Annotated in this window: 14 protein-coding genes and 4 pseudogenes; 12 read left to right on the top strand and 6 right to left on the bottom strand. The window is 68.5% G+C overall.

Translation table 11 applies throughout. The features are described from left to right. Positions 1–80 precede the first annotated feature (80 nt). The 6 genes from OG562_RS41800 to OG562_RS41775 all read left to right on the top strand — a co-directional run bounded on the left by OG562_RS41800 (position 81) and on the right by OG562_RS41775 (position 9,061). The gene (locus tag OG562_RS41800) at positions 81–1,037 is read left to right on the top strand and encodes a carbohydrate ABC transporter permease (RefSeq protein ID WP_266407414.1); all 957 of its coding nucleotides are present in this window, start codon (positions 81–83) and stop codon (positions 1,035–1,037) included. 26 nt (positions 1,038–1,063) lie between these two features. Further along, positions 1,064–1,903 carry a carbohydrate ABC transporter permease gene (locus tag OG562_RS41795; RefSeq protein ID WP_266409813.1) on the top strand — a complete coding sequence of 280 codons (840 nt, stop codon included), beginning with the start codon at positions 1,064–1,066 and terminating at the stop codon, positions 1,901–1,903. 31 nt (positions 1,904–1,934) lie between these two features. Then, on the top strand, positions 1,935–5,342 hold the full coding sequence (locus tag OG562_RS41790; RefSeq protein ID WP_266407413.1) for a Tat pathway signal sequence domain protein: 3,408 nt from the start codon (positions 1,935–1,937) through the stop codon (positions 5,340–5,342). A 72-nt stretch (positions 5,343–5,414) separates the two neighbouring features. Beyond that, on the top strand, positions 5,415–6,644 hold the full coding sequence (locus OG562_RS41785; protein ID WP_266407411.1) for a hypothetical protein: 1,230 nt from the start codon (positions 5,415–5,417) through the stop codon (positions 6,642–6,644). 27 nt (positions 6,645–6,671) lie between these two features. Then, a complete protein-coding gene (locus tag OG562_RS41780; protein ID WP_266407410.1) occupies positions 6,672–8,261 on the top strand; it encodes a glycoside hydrolase family 43 protein in 1,590 nt (529 codons plus the stop codon). Further along, on the top strand, positions 8,258–9,061 hold the full coding sequence (locus OG562_RS41775) for an alpha/beta fold hydrolase (protein WP_266407408.1): 804 nt from the start codon (positions 8,258–8,260) through the stop codon (positions 9,059–9,061). The genes OG562_RS41780 and OG562_RS41775 overlap by 4 nt, the downstream gene beginning before the upstream one ends. Here OG562_RS41775 and OG562_RS46295 read toward each other — a convergent pair. After that, complete coding sequence (locus tag OG562_RS46295) at positions 8,986–9,192, bottom strand: hypothetical protein (protein ID WP_353962842.1); 207 nt, start codon at positions 9,190–9,192, stop codon at positions 8,986–8,988. The two genes, OG562_RS41775 and OG562_RS46295, sit on opposite strands and share 76 nt — an antisense overlap. A 28-nt stretch (positions 9,193–9,220) precedes the next feature. Here OG562_RS46295 and OG562_RS41770 point away from each other — a divergent pair. The 3 pseudogenes from OG562_RS41770 to OG562_RS41760 form a co-directional block, all read left to right on the top strand. Continuing rightward, positions 9,221–9,343, top strand: a pseudogene (locus OG562_RS41770) (IS5/IS1182 family transposase); the annotation flags it as partial. Between the two features lie 215 nt (positions 9,344–9,558). Further along, positions 9,559–10,125 (top strand): annotated as a pseudogene (locus OG562_RS41765) (transposase family protein); the annotation flags it as partial. A 107-nt stretch (positions 10,126–10,232) separates the two neighbouring features. Then, positions 10,233–10,639, top strand: a pseudogene (locus tag OG562_RS41760) (RidA family protein). A gap of 67 nt (positions 10,640–10,706) precedes the next feature. Here the strand turns inward: OG562_RS41760 and OG562_RS41755 are convergent. Continuing rightward, a pseudogene (locus OG562_RS41755) lies at positions 10,707–11,027 on the bottom strand (IS701 family transposase); the annotation flags it as partial. 59 nt (positions 11,028–11,086) lie between these two features. On the opposite strand from OG562_RS41755, the gene OG562_RS41750 reads away from it, so the two are divergent. Further along, positions 11,087–11,947, top strand: coding sequence for an aldo/keto reductase (locus tag OG562_RS41750; protein WP_266409812.1), 861 nt, complete (start codon positions 11,087–11,089; stop codon positions 11,945–11,947). A 231-nt stretch (positions 11,948–12,178) separates the two neighbouring features. Here the strand turns inward: OG562_RS41750 and OG562_RS41745 are convergent, their stop codons facing one another. The 3 genes from OG562_RS41745 to OG562_RS41735 all read right to left on the bottom strand — a co-directional run bounded on the left by OG562_RS41745 (position 12,179) and on the right by OG562_RS41735 (position 14,678). Next, positions 12,179–12,409 carry a hypothetical protein gene (locus tag OG562_RS41745; RefSeq protein WP_266407407.1) on the bottom strand — a complete coding sequence of 77 codons (231 nt, stop codon included), beginning with the start codon at positions 12,407–12,409 and terminating at the stop codon, positions 12,179–12,181. Positions 12,410–12,823: 414 nt separating this feature from the next. Next, positions 12,824–13,318, bottom strand: coding sequence for a MarR family winged helix-turn-helix transcriptional regulator (locus tag OG562_RS41740; protein WP_051185546.1), 495 nt, complete (start codon positions 13,316–13,318; stop codon positions 12,824–12,826). Between the two features lie 133 nt (positions 13,319–13,451). Beyond that, positions 13,452–14,678, bottom strand: a complete 1,227-nt coding sequence (locus OG562_RS41735; RefSeq protein WP_266407405.1) for an acyl-CoA dehydrogenase family protein — start codon at positions 14,676–14,678, stop codon at positions 13,452–13,454. A gap of 63 nt (positions 14,679–14,741) precedes the next feature. On the opposite strand from OG562_RS41735, the gene OG562_RS41730 reads away from it, so the two are divergent. Further along, positions 14,742–15,569, top strand: coding sequence for an NAD(P)-dependent oxidoreductase (locus OG562_RS41730; protein WP_266407403.1), 828 nt, complete (start codon positions 14,742–14,744; stop codon positions 15,567–15,569). A gap of 11 nt (positions 15,570–15,580) precedes the next feature. Here OG562_RS41730 and OG562_RS41725 read toward each other — a convergent pair whose 3' ends face one another. Beyond that, positions 15,581–15,736 (bottom strand): hypothetical protein, encoded by a 156-nt coding sequence (locus OG562_RS41725; protein WP_266407401.1) that lies wholly within the window; start codon positions 15,734–15,736, stop codon positions 15,581–15,583. A 284-nt stretch (positions 15,737–16,020) separates the two neighbouring features. Between OG562_RS41725 and OG562_RS41720 the strand changes: the two genes are divergently transcribed. Further along, positions 16,021–17,487, top strand: a complete 1,467-nt coding sequence (locus OG562_RS41720; RefSeq protein WP_266407399.1) for an amidase — start codon at positions 16,021–16,023, stop codon at positions 17,485–17,487. Positions 17,488–17,526: the final 39 nt, after the last annotated feature.

Raw genomic sequence — 17,526 nt, 5'->3', positions numbered from 1 at the left:
ACCGCCCCGAGCCAGGGCCTGACGCCCGGCGACGCCGGTGCCGGCTCGACGAACAGCGCACCCGACCGTAGGAGAGATCCGTGTCCACCGCCCTGCGACGCAGCAGCGCCGCACCCCCCGCCCCCGTGACCGAGCGGGCCGCCCCGCGACCCGCACGAGCGCGGGGAGCGTACAAAGGGCTGCTGTTCACCCTGCCCTTCCTGGCCGGCTTCCTGGCGACGTACGTCATCCCCATCGGCTACGCCGTCTACCAGAGCCTGTACCAGAAGAAGAGCTCGGGCCTGGGCTTCGGCCCGACCCGGACGGTCTTCACCGGGTTCGCCAACTTCGCCGACACGTTCTCCGACGGCTCGTTCTGGTCGAGCATCGTCCGGGTGGTGCTGCTGGGGGCCGTGCAGATCCCGGTGATGCTGGGCATCTCGCTGCTGATGGCCCTGCTCCTGGACAGCGTGGCCGCCCGCGCCGTGCGGTTCCTCCGCTCGGCGCTGCTGATCCCCTACGTCATCCCGACCGTGGTCTCCACACTCATCTGGCTGTTCCTCTACAGCCCGACCGGCAGCCCGATCCACGACGTACTGGGCAGGGCCGGCGCCGACTTCAACTTCTTCGGCGGCGTCACCACCTACCTGGCGCTGGGCAACGTACTCACCTGGCAGGGCATCGGGTTCAACATGATCCTGATCTCCGCCGCACTCCAGTCGCTGCCCCGCGAGATGTACGAGGCCGCGCACCTGGACGGCGCCGGGGAGTGGCGGATCGCCTGGTCGGTCAAGGTGCCCAACATCACCGGGATCCTGGTCCTGACCGGCATGTTCTCGGTCATCGCCCGGCTCCAGCTTTTCGGCGAACCACTGATCCTGCGCCAGGTGGCACCGGAGTCGATCAACACCGACTTCACCCCGATGCTCACCATCTACTTCAAGGCCTTCCAGACCGGCGAGTACCAGTACGCCGCCGCCCAGTCGCTGATCCTGGCCCTGGTCACCGGCGTGCTCGCCCTCGCGTACTTCCGCTTCACGAACCGGGGGGCCAAGTGAGCACCGCCACCACCATCAAGTCCCCGATGGCCCCGAGCCTGCGGGCAAAGATCGTCACGACCGGTCTGCTGGTCCTGTTCGTGCTGTACTCCCTGGCGCCGACCTGGTTCCTGCTGGTCTCCAGCACCAAGAACCAGAGCGACCTCTACTCCACCTTCGGCCTGTGGTTCTCCGCCAACCACTTCACGGACAACCTCCACGACATCTGGGTCTACCACGACCACCTGTTCGCCCGCTGGATCGGCAACTCGATCCTCTACTCCGGCGTCGGCGCGCTCGGCTCCACGCTGATCTCGGTGGCGGCCGGCTACGGCCTGGCGAAGTTCGACTTCAGGGGCCGGGGCGCGATCTTCGGCACGATCGTGGGCGCCTCGCTACTGCCCGGCACCCTGCTGGCCCTGCCGCTGTATCTGCTCTTCGCCCAGATCGGACTCACCAACACCGTCTGGTCGGTGCTGATCCCGTACTTCGTCAACCCGTTCGGCGTCTACCTCGGCAAGGTCTACGCCGACAGCTCGGTGCCGGCCGAACTGCTGGAGGCCGCCCGCATCGACGGCGCGGGCGAGCTGCGAATCTTCCGGTCGATCTCGCTGAAGCTGATGACCACGGGGGCCATCACCATCTTCATGCTCGACTTCGTCGGCATCTGGAACAACTTCTTCCTCCCCCTGTTCATGCTCAACGGCGAACGTTCCTTCCCCGTCACCCTCGGCCTGTTCGCGTGGGAGAAGCAGTCCCAGTCCGGCATCAACATGAACACCCTGGTCCTGACCGGATCACTGCTGTCCATCATCCCGCTCGCCGTCTTCATGTTCGCCCTGCAGAAGTACTGGCGCAGCGGCGTGCTGGTCGGCAGCGTCAAATAGCTTTCGCGAAAGCCCGACGAGAGGCACAGCCATGTCCACGGCCCCACGACGACGTGAGGTTCTGAAGTGCGCAGGCGCCACCGGCGCCGCAGTCGGCCTCGGCTGGCTGGGCAGCGCACCCGCCGCCGCTGTCACGCCGGTCGAACCGGGCTCCGCTGCCGCATCAACGGCCTCGGCAGCCGCCTGCGAGCCCCTTGACCTCGTTATCTTCGGTGACTCGGCCTCCGAGGCCGCACACAACCTCGACGCCACGCTCTCCGACACCGTCACCGGCGGTCTCGGCCAGAGCGCCCGGGTGCTCAACCCCACCGACACGGCTTCGTTCTGGGGCGGCACGCTCACCTTCGACGTCAAGGTCAGCCCCACCGGCACCACCTACGTGACGGTCCGGCTCTGGGGCGACGACCACGACTCCACCGCCACCGAGGCAGGTTTCGGCTCCAACAACTGGCGGCTGCAGCTCTTCTGCGAGGGCCTTCAGATCGGCTACCAGGACGAGGGCGCGGTCGACAGCCTCGACATCCTCGACACCTCGCCCCGCACCCCGGGCCGCTTCTTCTTCCACACCCTGCCGCTGCCGGAGAAGCTCACCGCGGGCAAGGAGACAGTGAGCCTGGAGATCCGCTCGATGGGCCGCATCTGGTCCTACGGCCAGAACCAGGCGCAGCTGTACCGCAACCAGACCACGCCCTCGCGTGGCATCTACCGCCTCTACACCCACACCGATCCCTGCTTCGCCCCGCCCCGCGGCGAGGTCCAGGGTGCGGCTCCGGTGCCCGTGGCGCGTACCACCGGCGCGGAGGTGCTTGATGCAGTCAAGGCCCGGGTCCAGAAGGAACAGACGAATTACCTGACCACCGCCACTCCCGCCGCTATGGACGGCTGGGCGATGCAGTCGCTCGCCGAGGGCTATCTGTGGTCCGGCAGCCCCGCCTATCAGCAGGACGCCGCCGTCGAGCGTGTGCTGCAGGCGATCGACGGCCGTTATATGGCCTGGCAGTCCGACGCGACCGTGCTCACCGGCTCGGACCAGCAGTGGCAAGGCTTCGGCCGGGTCGGGCTGTGCCTGGACCTGCTCTGGGAGCACCTCGGTGACCGGCTCGACGCAAAGGTCACCGGCTCCCCGTACGAGATAGCCAACGCCGGCTTCGAGGACGGCGGCACCACTCCCACCTCCTGGGCCGTGCCCACCTGGGCCTCCGGCGGTGGCGGCACCTGGGCCCGCGACACCACGGTCTCGCGCACCGGATCCGCCTCCCTCAAGCTCACGGCCACCGCCGCCGGCGGTTACAGCTACGTCTACTCCACCCCCAGGACCAAGGTCGGCTCCGGCACCTACACGTACGGCGCCTGGATCAGGACCGACGGCGTCACCGGCGCGGGCGCGCACATCGACCCGCTGTTCTTCGACGCGAGCGGCACTCTGGTCGGCAGCGACCACAAGGTGTTCTCGACCACCGGCACCCATGACTGGGAGTACGTCTCCGTCGACCTGGCGACCCCGACTGGCGCCACCCAGATGGAGCTCCACCTGCGCCTGACCGGCCCCGGCAGCGCCTGGTTCGACTCCGTCACCCTCGTCAAGCCCACCGAACTGCGCAATCCCGGCTTCGAGAGCGGCGGCGCCACCCCCGACCACTGGGCCAAGCCCAGCTGGGCCACCAGTGGTGGCGGCACCTGGGCCCGTGACACCACCGTCTCCCGCTCCGGCTCCGCCTCCCTCAAGCTCACCGCGACCGCTTCCGCCGGCTACAGCTACGTCTACGCCACCCCCAGGATCCAGGTCGGTTCGGGCACCTACACCTATGGCGCGTGGATCAGGACCGACGGCGTCACCGGCCTCGGCGCCCACATCGACCCGCTGTTCTACAACGCGAGCGGCAGCCTGGTCGGGAGCGACCACAAGCAGTACTCCACCACCGGCACCCATGACTGGGAGTACGTCTCCCTCGACATCGCGACCCCCGACGGCGCCACCCAGGTCGAGTTCCATCTGCGCCTGGCCGGCCCCGGCAGCGCCTGGTTCGACGACATCGACCTCATCGCCCCAGCCGCCGAAGCCGCGGAACAGCCGGTGCGCCGGGCGGCGTACAAGACGATGCTGCAGACCAGCCGCGACTACTGGCGGCAGCACTTCCCGCACTACTCCAACCAGGCCCAGATCTGCGCCATCGGCATCTACCAGGCCAACCGCGGCCTGGGGCTGCTCGACCCGGACCTCGCCCTGCCTGAGGCCAAGGCCCGCGACTACCTCTACCAGTCCATCGGCATGGTGCCCTACCTCGGCCCCGAGGACGCGGACGGCAACCCAACCAAGCCGCTGGGCGCCGACTACTACCAGGTCACCGAGGCGGGTCTGACCCGCGAGCTGGGCTACGTCGGCAGTTACGGCGAGGTCACCGACTGGCTGGTCATGATGTACGAGTCGGTGACCCGGGGCCACAGCGGCCAGGAGGCCCCCGAGCTGCGCGAGCAGATGATCAAGATGGTCAAGGCGCGCGGCCGTTTCCGGGTCGTGGACGTGGACGGCGACAACGCCCGGGTCTCCCGCACCGAGACCGTCATCGGCTGGCGCAACGAGGTCTACCCCGGCGCGATCGCCTACGCCTCCCGTACCGCCTGGGACTCCCACCCGCTGATGTCCGCCGCCGTCTTCAAGGACCCCGACCTCGTCGGTTGGACCCAGGAGATGGTGGACGACGGCCAGCTCTACCCGCAGCTCCAGCTGATCGCCACCTACAACTGGACCCGGGTCGGCCTCAACGCACTGCGCCTGGTCTCCCGCGACTGGGACGACTTCCAGACGCTCGCCGCCCGCCCCAACCGGCTGCCCACCGGCTGGGACAGCCCCGACTTCGTCTTCACCGACGAGGAGAACGGCGCCGTCGCGATCAAGCACGGCCAGGAGGTGCTCTTCGCCTCGCTTTACTGGCGGGCCCGCCAGGGCGTCAACAACTACGCCCGCGTCCACCACGTCACCCCCGTCGACCAGCGGTCGGCGACGATCCGCCAGCACTCGGCGGGCACTACCGACGACACCTTCACCGCCCGCGACTGGATCCTGTGGGACTACGCCATCAACGACCCGGGCGCCGGCGGCCTCCCGCCCGGCGGTTTTCCCCCGCCCGGCGACACCCTCCACCAGTCCCAGGAGGGCGACGTCTACAACCTCGCCCCCGTCCCGGCCGACGTCCCGGACCCGACCCTCGGCGTTCACTTCGACGGCGTCGAGACAATGCTCGTCGGCAGGGCCCCCTTCTACTACTGCGAGTACGGCGACTACTTGATCGCCATGAACACCAGCACCGACAAGGTCTTCACCCTCCCCGCCCGCCAGGACTTCGGCCCCGCCCGTGACCTGGCCACCGGCAGGACCGTCGGCGCCGGCGTCCGCCCCAAGGTCGGCCCGCGCAGCACGCTCGTCCTCCGCCGGATCTGACCGCCGTCCTGTCCCGTTCCCCCTCGTCCCGTTCCCTTCACCGCACTCAGCGTCGAGTCGACAAGGAACCCCATGAACGAGCCGCAGAGTTTCCCGCCCCCGCTCACCTCCGAACTCCTGGCCCCCACTGACCCGTACGGCCCCTCCGCCCCGCCCAGCCGGCGCCGCCTGCTGAAACTCACCGCGATCGGCGCCGGCGTGGCCGGGATCGCGGGCGCCGCAGGGCTGGCCGGGGCGACGAGTGCCGCCGCCGTCACCTCGGGCCTGACCTCGCTGACCCACCCCGGCGTGCTGCACAGCCTCACCGACCTCAACCGGATGCGTACCAAGGTCGCCGCCGGAGCCTCACCCTGGATCGAGGGCTACAACGCCTTCGCGGCCGACTTCTTCTCGTCGTCCTCGTACGTGGTCGCGGGCGGCCGGGCGACCGTCACCCGGGGCACCAGCCCGGAAGACGGCAACATCGACCTGTGGTATGACTGCAACGCCGCGTACCAGAACGCCGTCATGTGGTACATCACCGGCGACACCGCCCACGCCTACAAGGCGCTGGAGATCATCAAGTCCTGGACCGACGCGCTCCAGACCATCAACGGCGCGGACGCCGAGCTGGCCGCCGGAATCTACGGCGCCAAACTGGCCGCCGCCGTCGAGATCATGCACTACACCGGCCCGTCGGGCAGCTGGTCGCTCTCCGAACTCGCGGCCACCGTCGCGATGTTCGAGAACATCTTCGTGCCGCTCATCAACATCTACGGTGACGGCGGCTACGGACTGATGGGCCTCAAGGGCATGCTGCAGATCGCCGTGGCCTGCAACAACCTCACCCTCTTCAACGACGCGTACCACGCGTTCTACACCAACAGCTGCTGCGGGCTGACCAAACTCATCCAGCCCGGCACCGGCCAGTGCTGCGAGTCCGGCCGCGACCAGGCGCACACCCAGCTGATCCTGGGCTCGCTCGCCGAGATCTGCCAGACCGGCTGGATCCAGGGCCTCGACATGTACGGGGCGTCCACCTCGCTGCTGCTGTCGGGCTTCGAGTACACGGCGAAGTACAACCTCGGAAACACAGTCGCCTACGACGCCACCTTCGGACGGTGCAACTGGCACTGGGCGGCCCTCTCCACGACCGGGCGCGGCACCTTCCGGTCCATCTACGAGATGGCGTACAACCACTACGTCAAGCGAGCCGGCAAGTCCGCCCCGTACACGGCACAGGTGGCGGCTGCCCTCCGGCCGGAGGGCGCGCCGTTCCAGTGCGACCATCCCGGCTTCGGCACCCTGCTGTTCTCCCTCTGACCCCGACCTCTGATCGGACGACGCTACATGATCCACAATCCCGTCCTGCGCGGCTTCGAGCCCGACCCGGCGATCCTGCGGGTCGGCGACGAGGACTACTACATCGCCACGTCGACCTTCGAGTGGTACCCGGGAGTGCGTCTCCACCACTCCCGGGACCTGGTCAACTGGCGTGCGCTGGGCGGCGCGCTGGACAGCCGCCGGCTGCTCGAACTGGCCGGGGTCCCCGACTCCGGCGGGATCTGGGCGCCGGGGCTGTCCTACGCGGACGGGCTGTTCCACCTGGTCTTCACGGTGGTGCACACGTATGCGGAAGGCTGGAAGGACCTGCCGAACTTCGTGACCACGGCGCCCTCGATCGAGGGCCCGTGGTCCGACCCGGTACCACTGCATGGGCGTGGTTTCGACGTATCGCTGTTCCACGACGACGGCAGCAGCTGGCTGCTGAACATGCGGTTCGACTGGCGGCCGGAGAAGGAGTCCTTCGCCGGGATCGAGCTGCAGGAGTACGACCGTACGTCGCGCAAGCTCCTCGGGAGGCCCCGGACGATCGCCGTGGGCACGGCCGCCGGCGTCGCCGAGGGCCCGCACCTCTACCGCCGGAACGGCTGGTACTACCTCGTGCACGCCGAGGGCGGCACCGGCTACGAGCACGGTGCCGCCGTCGCCCGCTCCCGCGACGTCTTCGGCCCGTACGAGCCGGACCCGGCCGGGCCGCTGCTCACCGCCCGCCACGACCCAAAGCTGGAGCTGCAGAAAGCCGGCCACTGCTCGCTGGTGGAGACCCCGTCCGGTCAGTGGTACGCGGCCCACATCACCGCCCGCCCCTACACCCAGCGCGGTCGCTGCGTCCTGGGCCGGGAGACCGCCCTCCAGCCCGTGACCTGGACCGAGGACGGCTGGCCCCGCATCACGGGCGGCATCCCCGCAATCACCGTCCCGGGCCCCGGCCTGACGCCCGCCCCGTTCCCGGCACCGCCCGCGGCCGACCGTTTCGACGCGCCCGTGCTCGGCCCCGACTGGTCCACGCTGCGCCGCCCCGCAGGGGAGGACTGGCTCAGCCTCACCGAACGCCCCGGTTCTCTGCGGATCCGGGGCGGCCAGTCCCCGGTCGGCCGCCGGTCCCCGAGCCTGGTCGCCCGCCGGGTCACGTCCGCTCGCTGCTCGTTCGAGACCCGGGTGACCTTCGACCCCCGCACGCCGGACCACCTCGCGGGCGTCACCGCGTACTACAACACCCGCAACTGGCACTATCTGTACGTCACTTCGGCCGACGACGGTAGCCCTGTCCTGCGCGTCCTAAGCAGCGAACAAGGCACCCTCACCGCCCACCCGATCCAAGTCCCCCTGCGCCCCGGCACATCAGTCGTGCTGCGGGCCGAACTCGACGGCCCCGTACTTCGCTTCTCCTACGACACCAGCGACGGAACCGTGCCCCTCCCGCTCGAACTCGACGCCACAGTCCTGTCGGACGAAGCCGCCGACGAGTTCCACGACGGCCAACTGCGCGTCCTCGGCTTCACCGGCGCGATGCTCGGCCTATGGGTCCAGGACCTCGACGGGGCAAGCGTGCACGCCGACTTCGGCTACGCCACGTACGAGACGGTGACCGGATGACCAAGACACTGGACCTCTTCCACACCGTCCTCGGTCCGAGTACCGCCAACGCACCGGACGTCAACACCCTGCTGCTGGTGCATGGTTGGGGCGGCGACGGCCGCGAATGGTCGCGGCACGCCGAGGTCCTAGCCGCCGGACACCGCGTGATCGTCCCCGACCTGCGCGGCCACGGCCGCTCACCCGTCCCGGACGAGGACAACAACCCGGCGGCGATGGCCCGGGACCTGATGGCACTGATCACCCACCTGCGAACCGGCCCCGTCGTCGCGGTCGGTCATTCCATGGGCGGCCAGGTGGTGAACCTGCTCGCCGTCCACCACCCTGACCTCGTACAGTCCGTCATCGCCCTCGACCCTGCGCACGGCGCGCACGGCGCCGAACTCGACGAGATCCCGCGCCGCCTGACCGCGTACCGCGAGCACGGCGCCCGAGCCGCGGTTCCCCTGGTGGCCGACGCCTTCTCCCCCACCGCCCCACCCGGTCTGCGCACCGCGCACATCCGCACCATGCTCGGCACCGCCGGCCATGTCATCGCCCAGGCCTACGCGGGCATGTACACCGACCCCGACGCGGTCGGCATCCGTCCGCACAGCGAGATCTACCTGCGCCGTCGCACCTGCCCCGCCCTGACGGTATGGTCCTCCGCCGAGGCGGCCGACTGGGAACGCGGCACCCTGCGGACACCCGGATCCCGCGTCGACCACTGGACGGCCACAGGCCACTACCTGCACGAGGAACACCCGGACCGCACCGTCCGGCTCATCGAGCAATGGTCTACAGCCAGGACGATGCCGTAGGGCACCGTTCTGCCCAGTTCGCGGTCGGGGAAGTCGCGGGCGTCGACCCGCGCCAGTTTGCGTCTGGGCTCCCATGCATGGCCGGTGTTCTTGAAGGGGTCGGCCAGTTCCTTCTGCTTCGTATCCAGCATCCCCGCGATGAAGGGCGGCCCGGCCATCGGTCCGTCCCCGGTGGACCGCAGCAAGGCTGGCATCAAGCACATCCTGATCGCCGAGGCGCACAGCATCCCGCTCGCGGCACTCACCACCGGCGGCAACCGCAACAGCTTCAACGAGATCACTTCGTTCCCCCGCTTCGCGCATCACGACCCGTCTTCCAGGGGTCCCTTATCAACAAACCCCGAACAACCAAAGGCCAGACACCCCATCACCACAGCCGCAAGCGCCAGAACCTTTATCAGGGAACCACCAACACCCCAGCTCAAACAGCCCTCACCACACCAACTAGGAACCCCGAAATCACCTACCTGTTCGCCTGACCGTGACCCTGTACTTCCGCCACGGTTGGCCGGTATGTGGCTGAGGCCGTCGATGTCCTGGCCGCTCTCGCGCCCGACCTCACCACTGCCATGCAGACAGTTTCGGGCAAGGCGTTCGTGATCCTCGACGGGACGCTGCTACCCATCGACCGTATTGCAGCCGACCGCCCCTATTACTCCGGGAAACACAAGAAGCACGGGATGAACGTGCAGGTCATCGCCGATCCGTTCGGGCGTCTGCTGTGGGCCTCAACCGCGTTGCCCGGCGCGGTCCACGACATCCGCGCAGCCCGCATTCACGGCATCATCGACGCTCTGGCCGACGCCGGCGTCCCCTGCTGGGCAGACAAGGCTTACCAGGGCGCCGGCGGCACAGTGCGCGTTCCCTTTCGCGGCCGATGGGAGAAGCTGTCGGCAGGCCAGCAGGCCGTCAACAGCTCCCACGCCCAAATCCGCGCACTCGGCGAACAGGCCGTGGCCACCCTCAAGACCTGGCGAATTCTGCGCAAGCTCCGATGCAGCACCACCCGCATCACCGCACTCGTCCAAGCCGTCCTCACCCTCCACCTCAACACCTCAGGCTGAGGTTGGGAAAGGCTCACTCTCTTACGGTTTCTGAGTAACCAAAAGAGACCACGAGGCCTGGAGTGACGAGCACGGGCCCACGATGCCCGGACAAGGAGGCGGACGGCATGGCCATCACCCTGGTGAACCCCAGCGGATTGCCCGAGATCGATGTCTACCGGCAGGTCTCGATCGCAACTGGGTCGAGGCTGGTCTTCATCGCCGGGCAGGTCGCCTGGGACGCCGAGGGGATCACGGTCGGCGAAGGCGACCTCGCCGCGCAGGTCGAGCAGTGCTACCTCAACATCGGCACCGCCCTGGCCGAGGCCGGCGGCTCCTTCGACGACGTGGCAAAACTGACCTTCTACGTCGTCGACTGGACTCCCGACGAGATGCCCCCCGCTCCTGGAGGGATCTCCGGGCGGCCGCAAAGCTGGGAACCACCCCGGCCCCGCCGGCCACCCTGCTGGGGGTTGCGGCACTCGACGTACCCGACCACCTGGTCGAGATCGAAGCCACCGCGATCCTCGGCTGAACAGATGGCCTTCGCCCGCTGAGCACCGAAGTGGCCAACTGCGGTGCTCAGCGGCCAACCAGCGTGCTCAGCACATCGCCTGATTCGCGGCTTGCCGGTGGTAGTGGCCGGCTCGGGACCGGGCCTGATGACGTCGCCGCCAGTCGGACCAGCCGAGCCGGTGGGCCACGTCCTGCACGGGTTGGACGACCAGGGCGACGAACACGCGCTGGATCTCGTTGCAGGTGAGCGGGATCAGATCCTCCGGGGCGGGGTGCCGGGCGTGTTCGTCGGCGCGGACGGCAGCGAGGAAGGCGTGGGCGAGCATGGCGAGGGCGACCCAGCGGGTCCAGGAGACGAAGCGGCGGACTTGGTGCTCGTCGAGTCCGGCGAGCCCCTTCTCGGTCCGAGGCCGGCGGAACGTTTCTCGATACCGCGGACGGCTACCAGTTCGGTGAGTCGGAGGAACTGGTGGGGAAGTTCGTCGCCGCCGACCGGGACCACTTCGTCCTGGCCACCAAGTTCACCAACGGGGCCGGCCCACAGCCCGGCATCTCCCGGACGGGCAACAGCCGCAAGAACATGGTCGCTTCACTGGAGGCGAGCCTGAAGCGCCTCGGCACCGACTACATCGACCTGTATTGGGTCCACTTCCCCGACGACCTCACGCCCATGGAAGAGATCCTGCGCGGGCTGGACGACCTGGTCAGCTCCGGCAAGATCCTCCACGCCGCCCTGTCCAACTTCCCCGCATGGCGCGTCTCCCGCGCCGCCACCCTCTCGGACCTGAAGAACTGGGCGCCGGTCGCGGGCGTCCAGATCGAGTACAGCCTCGTCGAGCGCACCGCCGACCGCGAGCTGCTGCCGATGGCCGAGAGCCTGGGACTCGGCGCCGCCCTGTGGTCCCCGCTCGGCGGCGGACTGCTCACCGGCAAGTACCGCCGCAGTAACGAGGGCCGGCTGACCGACCTCAAGGCGGTCATCCACACCGAGAGCACCGAACAGAAGACCGCCGTCGTCGACACCGTCCTGGCCGTCGCCGAGGAGACCGGCGCCACGCCCGCCCAGGTGGCGGTGGCCTGGGTCCGTGAGCGCGCCGCCCAGGCGTCCACCTCGTTCGTCCCGATCATCGGCCCGCGCAACCTCGCGCAACTCGACGACTACCTGGGTGCGCTGGACGTCCAACTCACCTCGAAGCAGTTCGCACACCTGTCCGACGTCAGCGCCCTCCCGCTCGGAGTGCCCCACGAGGCCTCCGCCGGCATCCGAGACGTCGTACAGGGTGGTGACGCCTCCCTCGTCATCCAGCCCGCCGTGCCTGTGGCCTGAGCCGCGGATCCTGCCGCCGGCGGCCCCTGCCGTCGACGCCATTCTCCGTCCCGCTTCGTGTGCCTGGTGCGCGACGGCGCCGTGTGGCGGTCCGTGGCAGATCCCACCCAGCCGTCACAGCCCCATCATGTCGATCGTTGGCGAAGCAGAGGGACAACGCGCGTCTTCGACCTCCTGGGCAGGAACGGTTGGCCGAGTAGGTGAGGGACTGGGGTATCAGCACTGCTGAACCTAGTCGCCGGACAAAAGCGTGAGGGCTCCCGACCACAGCACGCCCGGGTTGATGCACTCGGGGTGGAGACTCGTCATCCCCTCGAAGAACTCCATCGTTGTGGTGGAGCTCTTCAGTTGCCGGTCCACGGCGTCGAGGTAGCGCCTCGTGCGGCCGATGTGGGCCACGTCGTCCGGGCGAGCCGGGACTTGGCGGCCGGCCACCATGAACTCCACTCCGAGCGCCTTCACCTGACGGAGAGCCCTTCGCCACGCGTCGCGGCCACCACCTCAGATTCCGCGAGCGAGAAGTGCACGCCGTTGTAGACGACGCCCCCTAACGGAGACGAGCGCGTGCCCCTCCAGACTCAGTCTGCCCACCGGCGCACTTTTCGTGGAGCCCGGTCGCCCAACCCTCCGAGCACCACCACACAAACCGCTCGGCGAACGCGGTGACGAACCTGCCGGGAACGAGCACCTCGATCACGGTCAGCGACTCGGGTGTTGCCCCATGCTCGACCCAATTGACGCATGGCCTACGAACAGGGCGCCCCCTGCCCACCACAACGAGGCAGCCGAAGACCGCCGGATGGCATACGGCCCGGCAAGCCGACTTCGCCAGAACCGGGGCATAGCGCTATACCCCGGGGCGATCCCCTAGAGCCGTTAAGCCCGTTTCCCACCGTTCTGCTCCCGGACGGTGTCGAACAGGGAGGTCAGAGCGGGACTTCCCGCGAGACTGTCCAGCAGGACGTGAAGCGACTGTCGTTCCGTGGTGCCCAGGTCTGCAAGGATTTCGCCGTCGAGATCGACGAGCGTGCGGTTGAGGCGGGCCAGGACCTTGCGCCCTTCGGCGGTGATGTCCACGGCGTAGCGACGACGATCCTGCGGATCTCGTGTCCGCTCCGCGTATCCGGCGCGCTCCAGGTCGTCGAGACTCGTCACCATCGTCGCGGGGTCGATGCGCAGGAACGAGCCAAGTGCCAGTTGCGGCATGGCACCGTTGTCCGCCAAAGCCTGCAGGACGCTGTAATGCCGCACTCGCAGGCCGGTCCCACCGATGCCGTCCTCGGCGATCCTGAACGCCACCTGCCCGAGTTTGACCAGCAGGCAGATGGTGTGTTCGGCCACTGTCCCCGGTACCAGCGGAGCCTCGGACATCGTTTATCCCGCCCATGGTTAGTCGTACGTATGGTCCTGTCCATCGTACGAGAAAGCCCGAGGCGCCAGGACCGCTGCAGGCCGGCGGGATTCCCCACCTTCCGCCGGCTTACGGCCGGTGCGTCCTGGGTGGTCAGCCGACGATGGCCCGACCGAAGATCTGCCGGGCTATGACCCACTTCTGGATCTCGTTGGTGCCCTCATAGATCTCGCCGATCTTGCTGTCCCGGTAGATCGCCTCGACGGGGCCGGGGCTGCCGTCGGCACCCAGTTCGCGCGCGAAGCCGAGGCCTCCGAAGGCCTGGACGGCGTCGCGCGCCATGTCCACCGACAGCTTGGTGGCGTAGTACTTCGCCATCGCGGCCTCGGGCTCCGGGGACGGGTTGCCCGCGTCCAGGCGCAGGGCGGCCTTGGTGTAGAGGGTGCGGGCGTTCTCGATCTCGGTGGCCCGTTCGGCGAGCAGGAACTGCCAGTGCTGGTTGGCGGCCACCGGCTTGCCGAAGGCGTGTCGCGTCGACACGTGGGCCACGGTGTGGTCGAAGGCGGCCTGCGCCATGCCGACCCCCGCGGCTGCGATGCCGATCCGGCCGTAGGTCAGAGTGGACAGCGCATGGCGCAGTCCGTGTCCCTCGGCGCCACCGAGGAGGTCGTCGTCGGTCAGGTGCACATCCGTGAAGCGGATGTCCGCGGTGAGCTGGCCTCGGTTGCCCATCTTGCGGTCGGGAAGGCCGACTTCCACTCCGGGAAGTGCCGTGTCGACGATGAACATGCTCAGCCGGGTGCCGGTGCGGGCGAGAACCACCACGAACCCGGCGACGGGCGAGTTGGAGATCCACCGCTTGTGGCCGTTCAGCACCCAGCCGGCCTCGGTGCGTATCGCTTCGGTCTGAACCGCCTGCGGGGACAGGTCACTTGAGGCGTTCGGCTCGGTGGTGGCGAACGCGCCGACCACTGAGCCCTCCGCGACCTTTCGCAGCCATCGCTGCTGCTGCTCCTCGGTGCCCTGCCGCAGGGCGTTGCCCGCCAGGATGCAGTGCACGTCGAAGACGGCCGCGACGCTGCTGGAGTAGTAGGCCAGTTCCTCGACGGCCGCGGCGGTGGCGCTCGCCGGGTGGGTCAGACCGTCGCCGCCGACCTCGCTGGGGAAGGGGATCCGGAAGACGCCCGCCGACGCAAGCCCGTCAAACACATGCCGGGGAAAGCCGTCCGTGCGCTCGTCGCCCCCCGCGATCGCCACGGCGTGCGGAGCCACTTCGTGCTCTGCGATCCGGCGCACGGCAGCGCGAACGGACTGGGTCTCTTTGGGGGCGAGGAGCTCGTGGTAGAGCCGGTCGATCTGGCGTGTGGGAGTGGAAGTCATACGGGGAAGATACCATTAGCACCACGTACCATTAGTTCGACAATCTATTTTGGAGGTTCGACCATGACACAGACGCTGGCCGACAAGACCATCCTGATGTCGGGAGGCAGCCGCGGCATCGGACTCGCCATCGCTCTGCGCGCGGCCCGCGACGGTGCGAACGTGGTGATGCTCGCCAAGACCGCCGTGCCGCATCCGAAGCTCGAAGGCACGGTCCACACCGCCGTTGACGAGATTGAGCGCGCGGGCGGCAAGGGGCTGGCCGTCGTCGGTGACGTCCGCGACGAGGACGATGTGCGCACCGCTGTCGACGCGGCGGTCAGCGCCTTCGGTGGCATCGACATCGTGGTGAACAACGCCAGCGCGATCGACCTGTCCCCGTCGGAGCAGCTGGAGACGAAGCGGTACGACCTGATGCAGGACATCAACACGCGCGGCACGTTCCTGCTGAGCAAGGCCGCTATCCCGCACCTGCGCAAGGCGGGCAACCCGCACATCCTCACGCTCTCCCCGCCGTTGAACCTCGCGCCGCACTGGGTGGGGAAGCACCTCGGTTACACGCTGTCGAAGTACGGCATGAGTCTGTGCACCATCGGGCTCGCCGAGGAGCTCGCCGCCGACGGCATCGCCGCCAACTCGCTGTGGCCGCGGACCCTGATCGACACAGCCGCCGTGCGCAACGTGGTCGGCGGCGCCGGACAAGCCCGTAGTCCGCGGATCATGGCGGACGCCGCGTACGCCATCCTCACGCGTGACGCGCGGAAGTGCACCGCCAACCTGTTCATCGACGACGAGGTCCTGTCGGACGAGGGCGTCACCGACCTGTCCGTCTACAGCCCTGCCGACTTCGAAGGTGATCTCGCGCTCGACATATTCGTCGATCCGGCCTGATCCCACACTGCTCAGTCGATGAACGCGAGGGCGTTCTCGATGCCCTTCTCGATGCCCTTCTCGAGGACCTCAGCGGCGAGCTTCGAGTCGAAGGCGGCACGGGACAGCTGCAGCGACCCAGGCCTTCGCAGCGGCCGGTCTAGTCGAGCAGGGCTGCGGAGGGACATCCGCCGCCGCGCTGGTCCCGGCGCTCGGGCGACAGATAGCCGCGAACGAGATCCTCGAGTCCCGGGCAGCCGGGCAGCCGGGCAGCAGAGTGCCGTACCGCGCCGCCTGCGTGCGTAGCTCCTCCGCGACGACGTTGGCGACGAGGTCGTCCCTTGATGCCACAGGATCCTCCGTTCATTCCGCAGGGCCATTGCCTTGCACGTCGTCCCGAGCCTATGGTCTGTCGAATGTAATGTTATGACTCACATTTGATGGTGCGTCAGAGTCAGAGATGAGGCATGCCGTGAGTGACGTCCCCTTCCAGCCCGCAGTGGAGCAGTCACGCGCGCTGGCCGCGGGTGAGATCTCGAGCCGGGAACTCGTCGAGCTCTATCTTGAGCGGATCGCCACCCATAACACCGCGTTGAACGCGGTGGTGACCCTTGACCCCGAGCGGGCCCGTCGCGAGGCCGGGGAAGCGGACGCCGCGCGGGCGGCCGGGCGAGACCTCGGTCCTCTGCACGGTGTGCCGATCACGGTCAAGGACAGCTTCGAGACAGCCGGGATGCGCACCGTCTGCGGGCGAACAGACCTCAAGGACTACGTGCCCGACCAGGACGCCGAGGCGGTCAAGCGGCTGCGTTCGGCCGGTGCCGTGATCATGGGGAAGAGCAACATGCCTCCGGGCAACCAGGACGTCCAGGCCGACAACCCGGTGTTCGGTCCTTCATCGAACCCGTGGGACACGACCCGTACCTCGGGCGGATCCGCCGGGGGCGGCGCCGTCGCCACCGCCGCGGGCCTCACGACGTTCGACTTCGGCTCGGAAATCGGAGGATCGACCAGGATCCCGTCCCACTTCAACGGCCTGTACGGGCACAAGTCGACCTGGCGGTCGATACCCCTCATCGGGCATGTGCCCTACGGCCCGGGCCCGGGACGATGGACCGAGGCCGACATGGGCTGCGGCGGCGCGCAGGTCCGCGACGCCCGTGACCTCGTCCCGATCCTGCGGGCAACGGTCGGGCCCGCCGACTACGACGGCGGTTTCAGCTACACACTCGCACCGCCGCGCGCGACCAAGCTCGCCGACTTCCGGGTCGCCGTCTGGAGCGAGGATCCCTCGTGTCCGGTCGACAGCGACGTCGCGGCAGCCGTGGACGATGCAGTCACTGTGGTGCGGGCGGCCGGCGCGAAGATCACGGTCCAGCCCGCCGGCCTCCCTGTCGACATCGCGACGAATCACGGGAAGGCCTTCCAGCCCCTGCTCTTCGGCGCGGGCGACCGCACCGGCCTCGCTCCTGCCTCCAGCGCCGCAGTGCTGGCCCGGTTCGTCCAGCACCCGCGGGGTGACGCCGGTCCCGCCCTGCTCGGAACCTTCCAGTCCCACTATCACTGGCTGCAGGCCCACATGGTGCGCAATGAGATCCGGCAGCGATGGTTCGAGTTCTTCCAGGACTTCGACATTGTTCTCATGCCGGTCACCCCGACGGCCGCCCCCGCCCACCACAACAAGCTGATCGACTGGTTCGGGCGGCCATTCGAAGTCGAAGGTGTGCGACGCCCTTACTGGGACCAGGTCAAGTGGAGCGCCGTCGCCAACGTCTCCGGGGGGCCGGCGACGACCATCCCGGTGCGCCGAGGCAGGAGCGGACTGCCCATCGGTCTGCAGGCCATGGGCCCGAGCGGGGGCGATCTCACCACCATCGAGTTCGCCGCCCTGCTGGGCCGGGAAGTGGACGGCTTCGTGCCGCCTCCGGCCTTCGTCTAGATCCCCACCACTGGACCCTGACCACCCGCCCGAAAATCC

The organism is Streptomyces sp. NBC_01275 (assembly GCF_026340655.1).
GTDB lineage: Bacteria > Actinomycetota > Actinomycetes > Streptomycetales > Streptomycetaceae > Streptomyces.
Note: the sequence above shows the minus strand (reverse complement) of the source record. Positions and strands in the feature narration are given on the sequence as shown.